Here is a 19,362-nt window from a genome sequence, read left to right as displayed (position 1 = left end):
TCATGAGCAGGAATAATCCCAAACGAGAAGAAGAGGCTCAAGCAATTGACTTAACGCCCATGTTGGACGTTGTGTTCATTATGTTGATCTTCTTTATTGTTACTGCAACTTTCATCAAAGAAACCGGTAAAGATGTAACCCGGCCAGATGCGAACACTGCGGATGACAAGCCAAACGCAAGTATATTGATTGCCGTTGGTGCTGATAACGAAATCTGGATGGATAAGAAAAAAATTGATTCGCGTAATTTGCGCCAAGCAATAGAGCGTATGCGTGTAGACAATCCAAAGGGTGCTATTTCTATTCAGGCTGATAAAGATGCTGATATCAAGTTTGTAGTTGAGATAGCGAACGCAGCTCGCACAGCTGGCGTGACCGATGTAAGTGTATCTACTGAGAAGAATTAATAGCTATGAATCCTACTAAAGTAACCATAGCGGGAATCCTCGGGGTAGTTACCACACTTGGACTCCTGTTTTTGATGAATAGTTTGGTTAACACAGAGTTTGCTCCACCTGATGAGTCAAAGTCTGTGAAAATCCCAGATATTCGTATGTCTGATACCAAAATTGAAACTCGCATGGAAGATGCAAAGCCAGAGAAACCACAAGAGCCTGAAACTCCTCCTGATCTGCCGGAGCCAGAGTTTGAAGCTCCGGATGTTTCTGGCGATGCGTTAAACATGAGTGCGCCTGTTGCCAAAGCTGATATTGATGTTGGTGGCAACTCATTGGCTTTTAGCGAGGGTGAATACCTGCCTATCGTGAAGGTTCCGCCTGAGTACCCAAGTACAGCTTTATCGCGTGGAATTGAAGGTTTCTGCACAGTGGTTTACACAGTAACGGAAACCGGTACTACCCGTGACCCACAGCCTATTCCTGATCAGTGCATCACAAAAGAAGGCAAGCCGACTACTGTATTCAACCGTGCATCTGTTAAGGCTGCACTGAAGTTCAAATACAAGCCGAAAGTGGTTGATGGGAAAGCGGTAGAAGTTCCCGGTGTGAAAAACCGCTTCACTTACGAGATGCAGAAATAAGGGGTAATGAAATGAAACAAGTATTTCCTGCCGTTTCAGTTGCTCTTAATCGCACTCTGTTGGCTGGTTTGATAGCTGTATCGCCTGTATTAATAAACAATATCGTTTCAGCAGTAGCACCCGGTGTGCAGTTATCGTTATCTGTTGCTCATGCTCAAGTAACGGCGAAAAACAAATATGCTGGTGCGCAGCAACGTAAGTTTCCAAACGTATCTGAGTCGTTCGGTAAAAAAATTACTGAGGCTGCTAACTTTCTGCAACCGCAGGATGAATCTGTAAAGCCCGACCCACGCAAAGCAATGCAGCTTTTGAATCAGATGGAAGCTAACTCTGCGAAAGCAAATCCTTATGAAAAAGTACTGTTGCATCAGTATATGGGTTATGCATATTTAGGTGTCGAAAACTATGCGAAGGCTATCGAGAGCTTTAATAAAATGCTCGCATTAAGCCCCAACATGCCGTTAGCAACTGAATCATCAACTATTCGTATTGTTGGTCAGCTGTATTCGCAACTTGATAATCCCAAGAAAGCGTTAGAAACGTTGCTGAAATGGACAGACTTTGCAGAAAAGTTAAAGCCTGAAGATTCTTATATGTTCGCCACTTTGTATTATCAATTGGATGATAGTAAGAATGCTTTATTAAATATAAACGAAGCTGTGAAAGCTCAGGAAGCTGCAGGCAAAGTGCCAGCTGAGTCCTGGTTTATTTTGCAGCGTGGTTTGTATTTTGATAAAGAAGACTATAAGAGTGGTTTGGTTGTTTTGGAAAAGCTGATTAAGCATTATCCAAAGGCACAATACTGGAAGCAGCTCTCTCAAGTCTATCGCGTGTTAGATCGTACAAATGATGCGCTTCATGCAATGGAAACGTGTTATTTAATGGGTGGTCTGACAACCGAGAGAGATCTGGTTAACTTGGCTTATTCTTTCCTTGAGGCTGAAACCCCTTACAAGGCAGCTAAGGTTCTGAGAAAAGGTATCTATACTGATAAGGTCATAGAGCCAACAGCTAAAAATCTGAAAACTCTTGCTGATGCATTGCGTCTCGCGCAGAACGCCAAAGAATCTTTGGTTGAGTATGAGCGTGCTGCAACGAAATCAACTGATGGCGAGTTAATTATTGGTTTGGCTCAGGCTTATCTTGCGAATGATAAATTCAAAGATGCGTCCAAATGGGGGCGTGATGCTTTGCGTAAAGGCGGCATCAAGCGTGTTGACTACGCTAACTTAACTGTTGCTCAAGCAGAGTTTGAATTGAAGAATTATGATGAAGCTATCAAGTTCTTCAGAGAGGCTGGTAAAGATGCTCGTTCATCTAAAGTGGCCGCTCAATGGATTGCTTTCTGTGAAAGAGAAAAGAAAAAACAAGAGTTGGCTAACCAAGACTAGCTCTTGTCATTCAGCTAAAAACAAAAAAGCCAGCATATGCTGGCTTTTTTGTTTTTACTCTATTTGAAACAAAGAACTTCTGATTAACTAAATTACACCGGTGAGCAAGATTTACCAGCGAGAAATAATTTTGCCAATACCATATCGTTGTTACTTATAGATATTGGCAGAATCATTTAATCCAATTTGCTTAAATCCCTGACGGCTCCCTTATCGGCGCTGGTTGCAAGCATGGCGTAGGCTTTGAGAGATGCTGTGACCTTGCGTGGGCGAACCTCTGAAGGTTTCCAGGCGAGCGGGCCTTTGGCATTTTCTGCGATACGGCGTGCGTCCAATTCTGCATCTGATAAAAGTACGTTAATACTGCGGTTGGGAATATCGATATGAATAATATCACCGGTTCTAACTAAGCCAATCGCACCTCCAGCTGCTGCTTCTGGTGAGGCGTGGCCAATAGACAGGCCTGATGTTCCACCTGAAAAGCGACCATCTGTAAGCAGTGCACATGCTTTGCCCAAGCCTTGGGATTTAAGATAGCTAGTTGGGTAGAGCATTTCTTGCATGCCAGGGCCGCCTTTAGGGCCTTCGTAGCGGATTACAACTACATCACCTGCTTTTACTTTACCATCGAGAATATCTTTAACTGCTTGATCCTGGCTTTCAACCACATAAGCCGGCCCCTCAAAAACCCAGATGCTTTCATCGACACCAGAAGTTTTAACGACACAGCCATCTAATGCGATATTGCCCTTCAAAACAGCGAGGCCGCCCTCTTTGGAATAGGCATGTTCAACCGAGCGAATACAGCCCTCGACGCGGTCGGCATCCAGCGTAGGCCAGCGGGTGGCTTGACTAAAAGCGACCTGGGTTGGGATTCCTGCTGGACCTGCGCGGAAGAATTGGGCAACAGATTCATCGCTGGTACTGACGATGTCCCATTTATTCAATCCTTCCTGTAGCGTTTTGCTGTGAACAGTAGGAACTTGGTTGTGGATCAGCCCGCCGCGATTCAATTCCGCAAGAATGCCAAAAACACCACCGGCGCGATGCACATCTTCCATATGGTATTTCTGGGTATTGGGTGCAACTTTGCAGAGCTGCGGCACTTTACGGCTCAGGCGATCAATGTCTGTCATGGTGAAAGGCACTTCCCCTTCTTGAGCCGCTGCGAGTAAATGAAGAATGGTGTTAGTGGAGCCGCCCATTGCTATGTCGAGCGCCATCGCATTTTCGAAAGCTTCGAAACTGGCAATAGAGCGCGGCAATACACTTTCGTCGTCTTGTTCGTAGTAACGTTTGGTGATTTCAACGATGCGACGGCCTGCTTCAAGGAACAGGCGCTCGCGGTCCGCATGGGTCGCCAAAGTTGATCCGTTACCGGGGAGTGATAGACCCAAGGCTTCAGTGAGACAGTTCATCGAGTTGGCAGTAAACATGCCGGAACAAGAGCCGCAGGTTGGGCATGCAGAACGTTCGTAAGCTTCAACAAGTTCGTCGCTGGCGTTTTTATCTGTACCGATGACGATGGCATCGACCAAATCGAGCTTGTGATCTGCCAGTTTGGTTTTACCGGCCTCCATTGGCCCACCCGAAACGAAAATAACCGGAACATTCAGGCGCATTGCTGCCATTAACATTCCCGGAGTGATTTTGTCGCAGTTAGAAATGCACACAATAGCATCAGCGCAGTGAGCATTGACCATGTATTCAACTGAGTCGGCGATGATGTCGCGTGATGGCAAGCTATAGAGCATACCGTCATGTCCCATAGCGATACCGTCATCTACCGCTATGGTGTTGAATTCTTTTGCCACACCGCCGGCCTTTTCGATTTCACGTGCAACTAACTGACCCAAATCCTTAAGGTGTACGTGCCCTGGCACGAACTGGGTGAATGAGTTGGCGATGGCGATGATGGGCTTTTGGAAATCTTCATCCTTCATGCCTGTAGCACGCCACAAGGCGCGTGCACCTGCCATATTGCGGCCTGCTGTGGTGGTTTTGGAACGGTAGATTGGCATAACGCTTAACCTCATAAAGCCTGTTGCTTGTGCTAACGGCGGTGGGGAAAATCAGTATTGTAAAGGGTATTGAAAGGATAAGAAGCATACCAGAAAAGGCGGAATTCCGGCATTGACATCAGGTGCCGTCATGCAGAGTACTGCCCCGGAACCATTGAGGCAGAAAATAAAATGACTATTCCAATGGCTTCATAAAAATCTTGGAGTTGCGCTGGTAGTTATATAAAAGTTGCTTCTGTACTGGTAGATCTTCCAATTTACCCTGCATAAAACCTTGTTCGATAAACCAATGTGCCGTTTGTGTGGTCAGTAAAAATAATTGTTTGATTTTTTGCTTGCGCGCTTGCGCCTCAATTTGTTGCAACAGTTGTGCTGCGCGCCCACCATTCCGATAATCCGGGTGCGTGGCGACGCAAGACAGTTCAGCCATATCGCCATAAGGGTAAAGCGCGGCGCAAGCGATAATGGTTCCGTCTTTTTCCATGACATGAAATTTATTGATTTCGATTTCCAATGCTTCGCGTGAGCGCCTCACCAGAATTCCTTCCTCTTCAAGAGGGCGAATTAATTCGATAATTCCACCGACATCATCGATAGTGGCAGAGCGCAACTGCTCGTAATACCCGGAGTAAATCATGGTTCCCAGACCGTCGCGGGTAAATAATTCGGTGAGCAAAGCACCGTCAGTTTCATAGCTGATGAGTTGTGCGCGTTGTACGCCTTGCAGGCAACTCAAATAACAAGCACTGATAGCTTGCTGTAAATCAAAGCCGATTTGATCGCCTTGTTCGGTGAGGTAGGTTTTGCACTCTTGCAAGGATAATTGACGAATCAGGTTTCCTTCGTTGTCACTTACACCATTGCCTGCGACGAACGCCAAAAATTTATCCGCTTTAATTGCGCTGGCAACGTGGGTCGCTACATCGTTGAACGATAAATTAAAAATTTCGCCCGTTGGTGAGTAGGCAATTGGCGATAGCAGTACAACTGCACCGGAATCCAGCGCTGCATTTAATGAGCGAGTGTGCACCTTGCGTACTTTGCCGGTATGTTGCAAATCCACACCATCAATTACACCGTAAGGCATGGCGACAACAAAATTGCCGCTAATTACTTGCATATCGGCATCGTGCATTGGCGAATTTGGCAGACTGGTGGAAAGGGCTGCTTCAACAATCGTTCTCGCCTCGCCAATCGCTTGAATAACAAGGCTCAAACTTTCACTGTCGGTGATACGTAAGTTTTTATGAAAACTGCTGTAGGTATCGGCAGTTTGCAAGCGCTCATCAATTTGTGGGCGCGCGCCATGTACCAGAACCAGACGCACATCGAGGCTGCATAGCAGCGCAATATCATGGACGATATTGTGAAAGTTGGTGTGGGTGATGGCTTCGCCGGGCAGCATGATCACAAACGTTTTATCGCTGTGTCTGTTGATGTAGGGCGTGGAATGACGAAACCACTTTACGTAATCTTGAGTGTTGGTCGGCACAATAGTTCTCGTTGTTAATTGCACATTTACAAGCAAAATTTTTCGATCAGTTTGCGCAGTACAGTAACTGCTGGTGCAATCTGATCCAATGGAATAAATTCATCCGGTTGGTGTGCCTGATCGATTGAGCCAGGCCCTAGAACCAGTGTCTGCATACCCAGTTGTTGCATAAACGGAGCTTCGGTAGCGAAGGCAACGCTGTCGGAGCGGTTACCGGTTAGTTGTTCGCAGGCTTTTACCAGATCGCTATGTTCGTCTTCACCAAATGGATCGACGCCTTCAAACAGCGACGATAAAACAATATCGGTTCCGCTATGTTCGGCAATCGGTCGCAAGCGCCGTTGGATGATAGCGCGCAATTCATCGTTATCCATTCCCGGCAATAAACGCAAATCAAAATGTAATTCGCAGCTTCCACAAATGCGGTTTGCTCCGTCACCGCCGTGAATACAGCCCAAATTCAGTGTGGGCGTTTGCACGGCAAATGTCGGGTTGCTATATTTCAATTGTAGTTCGCCACGCAATTGCATGAGTTCGGTCATGACCAGATTCATCGCTTCCAATGCGTTTTTTCCGAGTGCGGGATTGGATGAGTGGCCGCTATGGCCTTGCACGCGTATCGCTTCCATCATGATGCCTTTGTGTGCGCGAATCGGCACCAGATTAGTTGGTTCACCAATCACCGCGTAACGTGGCGTAGCGCCGGGTATGCCTGTGCGGGCCAGCGCACGCGCGCCACTCATACTGCTTTCTTCGTCAGCTGTGGCGAGTACCACAAGTGGATGGCGGAAGGCGTGCGACAAATAGGGTTTGACCGCTTCAATAATGACCGGGAAAAACCCTTTCATATCGGTGGCACCCAAGCCGTACAGCTTGCCGTTTTTTTCAGTGAGGGTGAACGGATCGGTTTGCCAACGGTTGGCATCGTAGGGAACAGTATCGCTATGACCTGCGAGCACCAGGCCTCCATCGCCGCTACCGAATGTAGCCACCAAATTGGCTTTGCCGGTTTGCTCAAGTGGCAGTACCTGAGTATTAAAGCCCAAATCCGCAAAACAATTAGCGAGATAATCAATGACCGCGCGGTTGCTCATGTCCCACTCGGGCACCGCGCAGCTTACCGATGGTAATGCCACCAGTTGCTGCAGGTGATGTTGGTAATGTTTGAAATCAACGCTCATGAATGATCCACGGGTAACCGTTAAAGACTATGCCGGTGTTATCGATGATTGCCGGTAAAAATGCAAGTACCCCGAGGTAGGGCAAAGCCACTGAAAAGCAGGCAATAAAAAACCCGAGGCGGAGTTCCGGCTCGGGTTTGGCGCGAGCACAAAGGCTCCAATACGTCGTTGAAAAATTAGCTGAAGACGCCTTTGAAGAAAAAGAAGAACAAAATCGAAAGACCTGCACCTGCGGGCAGAGTGATTACCCATGAGGCAAAGATGCCGCCGATCACGCGCAGGTTAAGTGCGCCAATACCGCGCGCCAAACCAACACCGAGTACTGCACCTACCAATGTGTGGGTGGTGGAGATAGGCAAACCAATACCGGATGCGATAACAACCGTTGCGGCCGCAGCCATCTCAGCAGCAAAGCCACGGCTTGGGGTGAGTTCGGTGATTTTTTTACCGATGGTTTGCATTACTTTATAGCCATAAGTGGCAAGACCAACAACGATACCGATACCACCCAGCAGCAGCACCCAGGGTGCTACAGCCGCTTTTGCACCTACTGCACCGGATTCGACAACACTGATCACGGCAGCCATAGGGCCTACCGCGTTGGCAACATCGTTGGAGCCATGGGCAAATGCCATAGAGCAAGCCGTGAAAATCATCAACACGCCGAATACGCGCTCAACGCTTGAGAAGCGGTTGTTTTTGTCCGCTGCGGCATCCTGGGTGATGCGGCTGAGTAAATACATACCTATACCCGCCACAAGCACGCCAATCACTGCCGCGATCATAACGGCTTGTATAAAGCTGAAATCAAGATGATGTTCTTTCAGTACGTACTTCAAACCTTTGAGGATGGTCACCATGGAAAGGAAAAACCCAACGGCAAACATATAAATCGGGATGTAACGCTTGGCGTTGGTGAAGGGATCTTCAGTGTCGAGAATAAGATGTTGTACAGAGCGGAAAATCCAGAAGGAGAGAACACCGGCAATTACGGGTGTGATGACCCAGCTGCCCACGATGCCCCAGACCTGACCCCATTGCACCGCATCAACCGAAATGCCCACTGCGGAGAAACCGATAATCGCGCCGACGATGGAGTGGGTGGTGGATACTGGCCAACCGAGGATACTGGCAATTAACAACCAGGTACCTGCTGCAAGGAGTGATGACAACATGCCAAACACGAATAAATCCGGATGACTGGTCATTACATCCAGCTCAACGATGCCGCTGCGGATGGTTTCTGTCACTTCACCGCCTGCAAGATAGGCACCGGCAAACTCAAATACCATCGCAATCAGGATTGCCTGTTTCATGGTCAGGGCGCGTGAGCCTACTGAGGTGCCCATTGCGTTGGATACGTCATTCGCACCGATACCCCACGCCATAAACAGGCCGAAGACACAGGCTAGAACGAACAGCACTTGGCTGTATTCAGCAAATAAAGTCATGGTGAATTACCTAAAAATAAAGAACGGTTAGTGCGCCAGCAGCAACTGCAAACGGCCACCCACATCGTGTGCGCGGTTAGCGATATCGCCCACCCAGTCAATGATGTTGTAGAGGAACATCACATCGACCGGCGGCAACTGGGCTTCCAAGGCGAAAAGAGACGTACGCACACCAATTTCGAGTTGGTCGGCTTTCTCTTCGAGAATGTCCAATTCCTTGATCATGTTTTCAACGACGGTCAGCTCGCGGCCACTAAAGCCGGTTTCGAGCAGCTCATCGAGTTCGTTGATGGCGGTGAGGGCTTGTTCGGCAGCGGCGACGCTTGCGTGAACAAACTCATTCATTTGGTCTTTCATGCTCGCGGGGATGGTCATGCGGCGCCCCATAATGATCCCGGCGATATCTTTAGCGCGGTTGGGGATGCGGTCTTGCATGGTCAGCAGTTCCAGCAGATCGGTACGGGGTACAGGCAGGAACAGGCTTTTGGGAAGATGGAGGCGGAGGTGCTTTTTGATTTCGTCAGCTTCGTTTTCAAACTTGACGACTTGCTGCTGGATTTCACTGGCGCGAGTCCAGTCATCGCTGGTCACTGCTTCAAAAAAGCTGGTCAATTCAGCAGCGGCTTTCACAGCCAATGCCATGTGTTCTTGCATCGGCTTGATGGGCGAGCGGCCAAACAGGTTCGACAGGTTAGCAAAAGGCATGGACTACCCCTCCGGTTAAAAGTGTGCGCAGTATAAAAAGATCGCCTGCCAAGGTCACGCAGCTTTATTGCGTTTTTATGACAAACTTATGATGCTTTTTGGTTGGTTATTTGCTAGGCATTTATCCCCTTTGTGATTATCAAGAGGCTAGATGATGCTTGTGTGAATGCCAGTCTGTGACGGGGCAGGTGGTGGGGCGAGGGGCGAGTTGTGTGGTGATGTGTGCAGACGCTTGGTGCTGGAGCCGCTACAATCCTTGGCATCCCCTCATTCGCAAACAGGAATAACAAGATGGCGCAGGTGTTGGACCGGGTATTGGATTTACGTGGCTTGATTCAGGATCTGGTCGCCGATGGCCGTATGCGCCAGATTGACGCCAACCTGTTGTTGGGCGCATCGCGCACGCGTGAGCAAGCTATCATGCATCCGCTTGCGTATGTCGCCAGCCAAAATATGGAAGATGTTCTGCGCCCCGGCAAAAATCTGGATGGCGATACCTTGACTGAATGGCTGGCTGCCAAAGCACAGTTGCCGCTGGTGCATATCGACCCGATGAAGATCGATGTGGCCAAATGTACCGAGGTGATGAGCTACGCCTTTGCCAAACGCCACGGCATACTCTGTGTGAAAGTCGAGGCCGATCATGTGGTGATCGCCTGTACCCAACCGTTTATGGCGGGCTGGGAGCCGCAAGTCGAGCATGTGGCACGCCGCGCGGTGAAGCGCGTGGTGGCCAATCCGGCCGATATCGAACGCTATATGGTGGAGTTTTACACCCTTGCGCGCTCGGTGTCGGGCGCGAGCGGTGCATCGGCTGGCTCAGCGATTACTAACTTTGAACAGCTGGTGGAGTTGGGCAAGGCGAGCGACCCGGATGCCAACGACCAGCATATCGTCAAGATCGTAGACTGGCTCCTGCAGTACGCCTACGACCAGCGCGCGTCGGATATCCATATAGAGCCGCGCAGGGAAGTCGGGCGCATCCGCTTCCGTATCGATGGTGTGCTGCATTATGTGTACGAATTGCCTGCCAACGTCGCCACTGCCGTGACCAGTCGCTTCAAAGTGCTGGCGCGTATGGACATTGCCGAAAAGCGCAAGCCACAGGACGGCCGTATCAAAACCCGCCGCAGTGACGGCAGCGAGATCGAGCTGCGTATGTCTACCTTGCCAACCGCCTTTGGCGAGAAGCTGGTGATGCGTATTTTTGATCCGGAAGTCTTGCAACGCAGCTTCAGCGATTTGGGCTTGGTGGGCGATGACTACAATCGCTGGAATACCATGCTCAACCGCCCCAACGGGATTTTGCTGGTCACGGGGCCGACCGGTTCCGGTAAAACCACCACGCTCTATTCGTCGCTGCGCCAAGTCGCAACCGATGAAGTGAATGTGAGCACTATTGAAGATCCGATCGAGATGGTGGAAGAGCGTTTTAACCAAACGCAGGTGCACCACAAGATTGGGCTGGATTTCGCCGCGGGTATCCGCAGCCTGATGCGGCAAGACCCTGACATCATCATGGTAGGTGAGATCCGCGACTTGGAAACCGCGCAGATGGCGGTGCAGGCTGCGCTCACTGGCCACTTGGTGTTATCTACCGTACATACTAACGATGCTCCTTCGACGGTTGCCCGTTTGTTGGATCTTGGAATCCCATCGTATCTGATCAACGCCACTTTACTCGGGGTAATGGCGCAGCGGCTGGTGCGCACCCTGTGCCCCCATTGCAAGGAGGAGGGCAGTATCTCCCACGAGCATTGGCAGGAACTGGTAGCGCCCTGGAAGGTTGCCGTGCCTGCCAGGGTGTATCGTCCGGTGGGTTGTCTGGAGTGCCGCAATACCGGCTACCTGGGGCGTCAGGGGCTGTATGAAATCCTGATGCTGTCCGATAACCTCAAAGACAAGGTGGTTCCTGATTGCAACCTGCAAGAGCTGCGCAAGCTGGCAATGAAAGAGGGAATGCGCACCTTGCGCTTGTCCGGCGCGCAGAAAATCGCAGCGGGTTTGACGACAATGGAAGAAGTCTTGCGTGTGGCACCGCCGCCGGATAAGGCGGGTTAGTAAAAGCGGTTTAGTAATTGGTGCGATATAAATAAAAATGGCGACCTGCAAGTCGCCATTTTTTTGCGGATTAATGTGCAGATCAAAACAACAATTTGAATCCCACAAACACCAACATGATCGCCAGTGCCGGGCGCAAATAGTGGTCGGCTACGCGGTTGGCGAGGTGGCTGCCTAAATAAATTCCCGGCAGTGAACCGATCAGCAAGTTGGCGAGCAAATGCCAGTCTACATTCCCCAAGCCTGCATGCCCCATTCCGGCAACCAGTGTGAGCGGTACTGCGTGGGCGATTTCTGTTCCCACCAAACGGACAGTAGGCAATAGCGGGTAGAGCATAAACAGGGCGACAGTACCCAAGGCGCCTGCGCCAATGGATGTAATGGTAACGACAGCGCCGAGAATCACGCCGGTCACGACTGTCGCAATCATCTGGCTGCGGCGACTCATGCGCGTTATCCAGCTGTTATTTTTTTTGCTGTAATCAAAAATCCGGCGTTTAAATAAAATTGCAGTCGCGGTCAGGATCAGCGCATAACCGAGCGTGGTTTTGATAATGCTGTTCAGCGTATCAGTATCTACGCGGATACTATGTAGCGCCCACAAGGTGAGTGCCGCCGCAGGCAAGCTGCCTAATGCCAGCTCACCGGTAATTTTCCAATCGATATTTTTCTTTTTATGGTGGACGTGGATTCCACCCGCTTTGGTGATGGCGGCGTACAGTAAATCGGTACCCACCGCATTGGCTGGGCTCACACCAAAATAGAGCAGGATAGGTGTCATTAATGACCCGCCGCCCACGCCGGTCATACCTACGATAAAACCGACCACCAAACCAGCGATCACATAGCCAATCTGAAAATCCATAAAACTCCATGCACAATCGGTTCAACATAAAACCAATTGCTGGGTATATAAGTGTTGAAAAATAAACAGGGCGCGCAGGCTAACAGCCGAGGTGAAGGATGCCTAATGATAATTAGTTTGGTACTTATAACCGGAAGTTTTTAAGCATCATGTTGCGATGGATGATTTCCTGCAATCTGATCGGTCATCTGTGGGGTGCTAACCACTTGGTTGCGCCCGGTTTGTTTGGCTTGATAAAGCGCTTTATCGACCCGTTCCATGAGTGATTCCAACGTGTCATCAGTATTGAATTGCGTGACACCGATACTGATTGTCACCGGTGTTGCAAGGTTGAATGGGTACTGTGCAATAACACTGCGCAAACTTTCTGCGAGCGTGGCTGCGCCCTCCAGCGAGGTTTCCGGGCAAATCACCAAAAACTCTTCACCGCCCCAGCGTCCCGGTGAATCGTTGGCGCGGCTGTAGTGACGCAGTTGCGCAGCAATAGTGGCTAACACGGAATCGCCCGCGGGGTGGCCATAGGTATCGTTGATGGCTTTGAAGTGATCGACATCAATCATTAGCACAGACAACTCAATGTCATAGCGTTTGCTGCGTTCAATTTCATCGCGCAACAATTGGTTTAACTTGAGACGATTGAATACACCGGTTAATGGGTCGGTGATCGACAGCAATTCCAGTGCGCGATTTTTTTCAATCAGCTCCTGGGTGCGCCGCTGGATTTGTTCTTCCAGATTGCGCTCGGAACTTTGCAGTGTTTCCACCACTTGTTGCTGCGCGGACAGCGCTGCTATTTGGGCGGCCTCTTTTTCTCTGCGCGTTGTGTAAAGCCGGTCGGCAAGGGCGTAGGCGAGCAAAATCATTTCAATCGCCGAGCCAATTTGCAATCCATTCACGGTAAATAAATTAGTGGGCAGCAAACCTGCGACGCGCAACGAATTTATTGGTGATGCAGTGCAAATCACCACAAACGCGGCAACAAAAAAATAGGCGCTGCGTTGCCGTTTGAATGCGCAGTAAATACCAATCCCCAAAATCAAAGTGGAGGCAACCACATTCAGCAACATCGCAAACGGAATAACGGTTTGGTAGGCGAGAAAAAAGGCGATGGGTGAGACGATATAAATCGCCACAATGGTTTTTACGATGCGATCAATACGCGGCAATACGCTCGCGGTATTTAACATGCTGCGGGTAAATAACAGCAGCGCAGCGAGTGTGTAGGAATAGCCAATCGCCATGGAATAATTTGACCAAAGCGGCGAGTTGGGCCACAAAAATTCATTGGCCAATCCATTTTGTGCGGCGAGAGTCAGTGCAAATGAGGCGACAAAAAATACATAGAGCGCATACATACTTTCGCGCAAGAGTATGAATACCAACAGGTTGAAAATCACCATCGCCAGCGCGATGCCGGTGTACACCGAATAAAAAATATAATCGCTGCGCTCGTAAGCGTAGAAGTCATCGGTCTGCCAAAGCGTAGCGGGAATCTCAAGCGCAGCCACACCTTTTACGCGAATGTAAATGGTGTGTTCACCTTGCGTCAGCAGTGTTAATGGAAACACAAAACCGCGATTGGGGTGAGGGCGGGTCGCGAAGGGAAAGTCGGTGCCGGTAGTCCAACTCAACACCTGGCCATCGGGCGATTGATGATACAGCTGGACGTTGGCAAGCCGCGCGTAATTGATATCCAGAAATCGCTCAACCAGATTGCTATGCGGATTGTGTAAGCGCAGGCGAAACCAATAGGCGGAGCGGGTAAAACCGTAAATCAGCGATGCAGCGGGCAGTTGTCCAGTAGTGAACCGCTCCGCCCATTCGGGTTGCCGGATGTCATCAAAGCCGAGTTTGTTACTGGAGTCTTCCAGAATGGCGAAGTACTCGGTGAGTGATACCGATGCCTGGTCGGGATGATTGCTTAATACCAGCGGTTTTTCCTGCGCGTGGCTGGTCTGCCACATCAGGGCGAGGAAAAAGCAGAACATCAAACGGTTGAGCGATGCGGTTTTGCCGGGCATAACCATCCTGTTGTTGCAGCAAGTTGTTAAGGGCAAGTTATCACAAGCCAATTGCTCTTAAGCCTAGCAGCTCGATGGTATAAATCTGCACACAGGAAATTTAAATTTCGCAGGTCTTCCCTACCAAATGCCTGTCCCGCTCCAGTAGTTCGGTGAGGTTGTCAGTTTCCAGTGCACCGTCGATCAGGATTTCTTCTGTGGTTTGTTCTTGGGTGCGCAAAATACCGATCTGGGTAAACATCAACGCATCTTTGGTGGGAAGATTTTTGAAGTGATGTTTACCCATGTGTTTGCCATTCACCCAGACTTCCGTCGAGCCCAATTTCGGGTCGGTTGACCAGTGGATATGCAAGGCAACGCGATGCCATTGCCCGGGCGCTGCCCCTTCGGGTAACTTCCAGAGTACATCGCTTGCGGCGGATTCCTGAAAACTTAAGTCGCTGCCGTGAATGTTGAAGCGAAACATTTGTTGCCAGGATTTATCGGATTCCCAATAACCCAATTCATGTTTGTGCTCACTGAATTTTTGGGGCAGATAAAAACTGAACGCAAAAAAAGTGTCTTTACCTTCATGGGTATTACCTGCGGCGCGGCGATGATGGAACTCACTGCGGTTCAGAAATTTATTGCCGCGCCATAAAAAAGAATCATCTCCCGTCAGCGTTACTTTGCCTGCGTGTTTTCCATCAAAGGTGCATTCACTGGTGAGCGATAATCCGGCGGCGTTAATCGGCGAATTCCATTGCGACATATCGCCTGTTTCAAAATCGCCCTGCCAGAGAATGCTGGCATTGCTAAAAGAACAAAAACTGGTGAGTGCGATAAAACAGGGCATCAACAAGCATGATTTTTTCATGGCACAGATCCTTGGAATTATTGTTGTGGGCGATATAAAAGGTCAGGAATTTTTGTGGTGGATAAAGCAAAACGCCGATACTGGCATGCAGTATCGGCGTTTTGTATTGTGCTGTCGATGTGTCGGCAGTTACACCGGCTGTGAAATCACGCCGTTGCAAATGGGGGTGAACGCGGTGATTTTATCCAGCGCGGCGGCATTGCCCAAACTATTTCCGGGGAACAAATTGCCGAATTGGTTTTGTTGCCCGTGCAGCGCCATGTAATTGAGGATCACCGTCTCCACCAGCGAGTTAACGTTGTTGGCCGCGCCTACGCCGGAGCCTGTTTCCACATCGCCACTGGCGCGCATATGGCCAATTTGCTGGTGTACGCGCTGTACATCGCTAATGGTAGCTGGATCGCTACTGCTGCCGCCCATGAGCACCGGGCGGCGTGCGGGGTTGTAGACCAGGAAGAAGGAGGCACCGGTCTGCTGGTCGTCGCCCGTCCAAACGCCTTTACCTCCGCCCATGGGTGAGTCGTCAATCATGCCGTTGCTGAATACCGAGCCATCGCTGAATACATAAATCATCAGCGGCATACCTTTGCGTGCCGCGTATTCAAGGCAAGCACCTATGCAGCGGCCTGCGCGCAAATCGCGTGTTTCGCCGGTGGAGCGGTCGCCGGTGTGATAGTCGTAACCGCCCATGGTAATCGTACCGGCACCGGCATAGCCGTTAATGACCAGTTTGGCGACCGATGCGGTTTTGCGGAATTCACCATCGCCATCAAATTCGGCCTGACTAAATACACCGCCAGCGCCTACCAAATCCGCATCTGCAACCGGATCAATCGCAGATGGATTACCAAAGCGGTCGGCGAGGTCGGCGCTTTTCACATAGCCGCAGCGCACCATGTCTTTGATCACCGCATCGTTACTGGTGCCGGTGTTGACGGCGCTGAGCTTTTTGTCGCTCAGGCGATAAATCGATTCCATCACCGCCACAGTGTCTTGTTGATCGAGCAGGCTGACCAGATCGCCCACATCGACAAGGCCGGTGACGTCATTGGGGTTATCGACTTTAGTCGGGCGCACCTCGGGGTTGATCATCATCGCCGGTGCCATGGAGTTGCCGCCGGAATCGCTGGCGCGCGAGCCGATCAGTGCCAGCAGCGAGCCATTGGCTCCGGCGCGGTTGATGCCGTACATAGGGTTGTGCGGATTGTTGCCGGTGTCATTTTCCGAGCGTGCAGGAATGACTGCACCGTTGGTCAGGGCGCGGTTGCCCACAGCAACTTTTTCCAAAATCCCCTGCAACATGGCGCTGGTGGAATGGAACGAAAGGCCTAGCTCATTGTTGATCAGCGGATTGACTGCGCTGGAGGCGGCCGGACTCATGGAAAGTGGCAGGCCTTGTTTGCTGTATCCGCCCGCGCTTAAAAAATCCAATTGGCCGCCGCGCTGGCCGATCAACACATTGGAGCCTGCGATATTGGCTCCACCGGCCAAATCAAAGCAGATAAACGGGATCTTGCCTGCGCCCTGCGCGGCGATACCGCAACTGCTGCGCATCGCAATCAGATCCGCCGAGAGCGCGGCTTCAGCCTCACGGGGATTGGCGAACAAGCTGAAAATCGAGCCGCCTAATACGGTGGCAGTACCGGCGCGGAAACCTTGTGATACCAGTTCGCGGCGGGTCACCGGACGGCTGTGGTTATTCAGCAGTAGCGGGGCATCGGGATGAAGTGGTGTGGTCTTTTTGGCCATGATCTCGGCTCCCTTACTGCAATAACATAATGGCGCTGCCCATTGCGGCGGCGCAGGTGGCTTTAACTGTGGTGGCGGTGCGGTTGCTGGCGCAGCCACTGCCACAGGCAGTCATACGGTTGATCAGGTTGTTCAGCTCCGCACGGATCTCGGTCGGGCTGGCCTGATTGCTGAGTGTGCCGCCGGAGGCGATATTGCCCGCCAGCAAATTGCGCAACAGCGGGTCGATAATCTGGTTGCGGCCATTGGTATCAAACGCGGTCGCGGCACTGGCACCAAAATTAAAACCGCTGAAATAGCTGGCGCGCAGGCTGGTATCGTTCACCAGTGCATTGCAATAGGCTACGGCGAGTTGGGTGATCCCCATCTGCTGTGCTGCCAAAAAGCCTTCAATGTTGGTGAGTGTGGGCAGTTGTTGTTCGACTTTGGTGTAAGTCGCTTTCACTGCTGCGTTGGTTTTACTCACGCCGGTCATGGCCGACAGCGCCGCATTGATCTCGGCAAAATTGCGCAGGCCGATATGCGCCTGGCCGGGAATATCAGCCGGTACCGCCGGTGGTGGTACGGCAACGGGCGTGCGGCTGTAAGAGTTGCTGCCGATCTGGTCAAAGGTCAGGAAGAACTGGTCTTGCTCAGGCCCCTGTTTCATTTCAATGATCGTCCCCAAGCTCGATAACGGCTGGCGTCCTTCAACCATCTGTGCTGCGCTAATCTGTGTATCCAGATTGGCAAACACTTGGCCGACGGGCGCTTCGGTGCCATTCACACCAATACGCAAACCTTTCAAATCCACACTGCCCGAAACTTTTTCATCGCCCAGATTGGTAAAGAAAGGCGAGCTGAACAGGTAGGCGTAGTCGTCAAATTGCTGTACATCGAACACGATAAAACTCAGCGGCGTACCTACCAATTCCGACACGTTGAACAGCAACAAATATTTCGCACCAACACCGACATCAAAATTGGTTTTGATGTCGCCTGCACTCATCGCGCGTTTGTGGATTGCTAAAAAGCGAATGCTGCCCGCCCAGGGGCGGTTGTTGGAGACATCGTTACCAATCGCAAGCGCAAAACTGCTGTCCCAATCTTTGAGTACCGCACCGGCTTCCGGGTCGGTATCGCCGGTGAATTCGCCATTCACGTAGATGCGACGGCCGCGGATGGGGTCAAACGTGACCACCACATGTTGCAAGCTGGCTTGTAACACTTCGGCGTTGGCGGCGGTGGCCAGCTCGGGTAGGCCGTTGGCATCGCTCATGGAGGTGCGGTTTAAAAAGCTGTAGTTGTACTCATACTGGCCGAGGGTGAAATTGCGGCTGGTGTTGCTGCCGGAATAGGTGACGATGCGCGCCGGATTGTTGTCGTTATCGCCCTGCACCACATTGTCGGGGATCACCCAGGCCTCAATGGAGTATTCGCCCGCGGCGCGCAGTAAATCATAAAATTTGCGGCTGTCCGCAGTGGCGGCCTGCGCCTTGCCGGTGTCTTTAAATTTCAAACCCCAAGCGCTGCTCCAGCCGACGTTGCCGATCAGGTTCAGGTTGGCGACCGGATCTACACCCGAGGTGTCGTAGGCGATGCTGCCCTTTCCGGTTTTGAATTCGTACTTGGCGATAATATCGGTATCGATGCGGCCGCCACTGGTGACCACAAACGCATCACTTAAGCCAACGGCTTTGCTGATGACCAGATTCGGGTCAACGGTGATGGGGGCGATGCTATCTGCAAACGCGGTAATTGCCGCCTGCATTTCTGCGGCGTTCTGGCTGCAGTTGCTCCAACAGTTGTGGCCATCAAACGACAAGCGCTGCACAAAACGCGATGCGGATGGGTTATCCAATCGCATACGGGTTTTGGCGGCCTCATAGGCGACATCCACACGGCTGCTCGCAAAATAGGGTTGTTGGCGGGTGATGGCGCTCTCACTGTGGCACTGGGCGCAATACTCTGTCAGCACCGGATACACCGTTGTGGAAAATGCAGTGGGGCTGCTTGGAAATACCTTGCTGCTGCTCACGTCTTTTTCGGCAGGCGGTGTTAACACTGTGCTATTTGCGGTAGTGCCGCTATTGCCCGCCCAAGCGGTAATCCAGGTGGTCATGATATCGCCGCAGGCGACCGGATCTGCCAGCCAGCAGTTGTGGCCAGCCGCGACCTTGGTGACCAAGCGCGATTGCGCCGGATTACCCAGCGTCACCAAGCCGTTATCAATCACCGCTGCATAGGCGAGGTTGATGTCATCGCCACGCGCAAATTCCGGTGCTTGCTTGCCTTGGGTATGGCAGCCGCCGCAGCGATTTTCGCGCGCGATGTTGATCCACAGGTTGTTCTGGAATTTGGTGATGTCAGCGGTCGATGCCGGTTTTTCACCTTTGTAGGAAAAGTCTTCGCCGTTGCCATTGCCGGGATTGGTATTGGGGTTGGGTTCGGTTTTGGCACCCGAGCCGGAACCGCAGCCAATCAGGGCGGTAATCAAGCTGAGGATAAGCAGCGAGGAGCGCAATTGAATAGTCTTCACAGTCATCACCCC

General features: G+C 51.1%; 14 protein-coding genes. 4 read left to right on the top strand and 10 right to left on the bottom strand.

The features are described from left to right. Positions 1 to 2 precede the first annotated feature (2 nt). The 3 genes from B2739_RS04565 to B2739_RS04555 are packed head-to-tail and all read left to right on the top strand — an operon-like array spanning position 3 to position 2,430. Positions 3 to 407, top strand: coding sequence for a biopolymer transporter ExbD (locus B2739_RS04565; protein WP_331344690.1), 405 nt, complete (start codon positions 3 to 5; stop codon positions 405 to 407). Positions 408 to 412: 5 nt separating this feature from the next. Then, the gene (locus B2739_RS04560; RefSeq protein WP_049631720.1) at positions 413 to 1,039 is read left to right on the top strand and encodes an energy transducer TonB; all 627 of its coding nucleotides are present in this window, start codon (positions 413 to 415) and stop codon (positions 1,037 to 1,039) included. A gap of 11 nt (positions 1,040 to 1,050) precedes the next feature. Beyond that, positions 1,051 to 2,430 carry a hypothetical protein gene (locus B2739_RS04555; protein ID WP_331344689.1) on the top strand — a complete coding sequence of 460 codons (1,380 nt, stop codon included), beginning with the start codon at positions 1,051 to 1,053 and terminating at the stop codon, positions 2,428 to 2,430. Between the two features lie 176 nt (positions 2,431 to 2,606). On the opposite strand, the gene ilvD is transcribed toward B2739_RS04555, so the two are convergent. From ilvD to B2739_RS04530, 5 genes are all read right to left on the bottom strand, one after another. Next, positions 2,607 to 4,451 carry a dihydroxy-acid dehydratase gene (ilvD, locus tag B2739_RS04550; RefSeq protein WP_331344688.1) on the bottom strand — a complete coding sequence of 615 codons (1,845 nt, stop codon included), beginning with the start codon at positions 4,449 to 4,451 and terminating at the stop codon, positions 2,607 to 2,609. 175 nt (positions 4,452 to 4,626) lie between these two features. Next, positions 4,627 to 5,943 carry an amino-acid N-acetyltransferase gene (argA, locus tag B2739_RS04545; RefSeq protein ID WP_331344687.1) on the bottom strand — a complete coding sequence of 439 codons (1,317 nt, stop codon included), beginning with the start codon at positions 5,941 to 5,943 and terminating at the stop codon, positions 4,627 to 4,629. 26 nt (positions 5,944 to 5,969) lie between these two features. Next, positions 5,970 to 7,124: an acetylornithine deacetylase gene (gene argE / locus B2739_RS04540; RefSeq protein ID WP_331344686.1), complete on the bottom strand. Its 1,155-nt coding sequence runs from the start codon at positions 7,122 to 7,124 to the stop codon at positions 5,970 to 5,972. Between the two features lie 176 nt (positions 7,125 to 7,300). After that, positions 7,301 to 8,575: an inorganic phosphate transporter gene (locus B2739_RS04535; RefSeq protein ID WP_331344685.1), complete on the bottom strand. Its 1,275-nt coding sequence runs from the start codon at positions 8,573 to 8,575 to the stop codon at positions 7,301 to 7,303. 27 nt (positions 8,576 to 8,602) lie between these two features. Further along, positions 8,603 to 9,280 (bottom strand): TIGR00153 family protein, encoded by a 678-nt coding sequence (locus B2739_RS04530; protein ID WP_331344684.1) that lies wholly within the window; start codon positions 9,278 to 9,280, stop codon positions 8,603 to 8,605. 291 nt (positions 9,281 to 9,571) lie between these two features. Between B2739_RS04530 and B2739_RS04525 the strand changes: the two genes are divergently transcribed. Further along, a complete protein-coding gene (locus B2739_RS04525; protein ID WP_331344683.1) occupies positions 9,572 to 11,341 on the top strand; it encodes a GspE/PulE family protein in 1,770 nt (589 codons plus the stop codon). An 82-nt stretch (positions 11,342 to 11,423) separates the two neighbouring features. On the opposite strand, the gene B2739_RS04520 is transcribed toward B2739_RS04525, so the two are convergent. The 5 genes from B2739_RS04520 to B2739_RS04500 form a co-directional block, all read right to left on the bottom strand. After that, complete coding sequence (locus B2739_RS04520) at positions 11,424 to 12,206, bottom strand: sulfite exporter TauE/SafE family protein (RefSeq protein WP_331344682.1); 783 nt, start codon at positions 12,204 to 12,206, stop codon at positions 11,424 to 11,426. A gap of 140 nt (positions 12,207 to 12,346) precedes the next feature. Further along, positions 12,347 to 14,227, bottom strand: coding sequence for a diguanylate cyclase (locus tag B2739_RS04515; RefSeq protein ID WP_331344681.1), 1,881 nt, complete (start codon positions 14,225 to 14,227; stop codon positions 12,347 to 12,349). Between the two features lie 100 nt (positions 14,228 to 14,327). Continuing rightward, positions 14,328 to 15,083: a polysaccharide lyase gene (locus B2739_RS04510; protein WP_331344680.1), complete on the bottom strand. Its 756-nt coding sequence runs from the start codon at positions 15,081 to 15,083 to the stop codon at positions 14,328 to 14,330. A 129-nt stretch (positions 15,084 to 15,212) separates the two neighbouring features. Further along, positions 15,213 to 16,832, bottom strand: coding sequence for a hypothetical protein (locus B2739_RS04505; protein WP_331344679.1), 1,620 nt, complete (start codon positions 16,830 to 16,832; stop codon positions 15,213 to 15,215). A 13-nt stretch (positions 16,833 to 16,845) separates the two neighbouring features. Next, positions 16,846 to 19,356 (bottom strand): LamG domain-containing protein, encoded by a 2,511-nt coding sequence (locus B2739_RS04500; protein ID WP_331344678.1) that lies wholly within the window; start codon positions 19,354 to 19,356, stop codon positions 16,846 to 16,848. Positions 19,357 to 19,362 lie beyond the last annotated feature (6 nt).

The sequence above is a fragment of the Cellvibrio sp. UBA7661 genome (assembly GCA_002483365.1).
In the GTDB taxonomy this organism is placed as follows: domain Bacteria; phylum Pseudomonadota; class Gammaproteobacteria; order Pseudomonadales; family Cellvibrionaceae; genus Cellvibrio.
Note: the sequence above shows the minus strand (reverse complement) of the source record. Positions and strands in the feature narration are given on the sequence as shown.